The 882-nt window shown below is 65.3% G+C and carries 2 protein-coding genes; both read left to right on the top strand.

Annotation, left to right across the window (positions count from 1 at the left end; translation table 11 throughout):
- Positions 1-620 (top strand): TraB/TrbI/VirB10 family type IV secretion system protein (locus LO50_RS18610; RefSeq protein ID WP_044315937.1); only part of this gene is annotated, 620 nt, incomplete at its 5' end.
- Positions 617-882 (top strand): DUF2274 domain-containing protein (locus LO50_RS18605; RefSeq protein WP_152623991.1); only part of this gene is annotated, 266 nt, incomplete at its 3' end. The genes LO50_RS18610 and LO50_RS18605, both read left to right, overlap by 4 nt.

The following is an 882-nucleotide window of genomic DNA, read 5'->3' as shown; positions in this document are numbered from 1 at the left end:
GCAATCTGACCCTGCCGGCTTCGCCGTATCAGGTCATGGCCGGGACGGTGATCGCCGGCGCGCTGGTGACGGGCATCAAGTCAGACTTGCCGGGCGACGTGATCGCCACGGTCACAGAGCCGGTCTATGACACGGCCACAGGCAAGTTCCTGCTGATCCCGCAGGGCTCGCGCATCCTCGGCCGCTACAACAGCCAGGTCAGTTACGGGCAGAGCCGCGTTCAAGTCGTCTGGAACCGGATCATTCTGCCCGACACGTCTTCGCTCACGCTCGACAACCTGGCCGGCACCGACCCGGCCGGCTATGCCGGGCTGGAAGACGACGTGGACTACCACTGGGGCCGCATCTTCGCCGGTGCGGCGCTGACCACGCTGCTGGGCGTCGGTGCCGAACTGGCCGCGCCGGAGAACCGTCAGGACGGCGATCGCATCATCATCGCCGGGCGCGACAGCGCGCAGGACAGCATCAATCAGGTCGGCCAGGAGATGACCCGCCGCAACCTCAACATCCAGCCCACCTTGACCGAGCGGCCGGGCCTGCCGGTTCGCATCATCGTCAATCGGGATCTGGTGCTGCGGCCGTACCAGCCGCTGTTCTTCAACAAGGGAACTTCACGATGAGCATAACCAGGAAACTGCGGCTTGGTCCTCTGCCGTCCAACACCAGCATCAAACTGGCATTCACATGCCCGGCCAGTCTGAAAGCCGACCTTGACCGCTATGCCGCGCTCCATGAGCAGACCTATGGCGAGGCGGTCGATGCGGCGACGTTGATCCCGCACATGCTGGAGGCGTTCATGGCGGCAGACAGAGGTTTTCGGCGCGGGGCGGCAGCGCAACAGCGGCCCGCGAAAGCCGCCTCGGCGTCCATCAGTCCCGAAGC

This window comes from Stutzerimonas stutzeri (genome assembly GCF_000935215.1).
Classification (GTDB): Bacteria; Pseudomonadota; Gammaproteobacteria; order Pseudomonadales; family Pseudomonadaceae; genus Stutzerimonas.
This window is presented reverse-complemented; position numbering and strand designations above follow the sequence as displayed.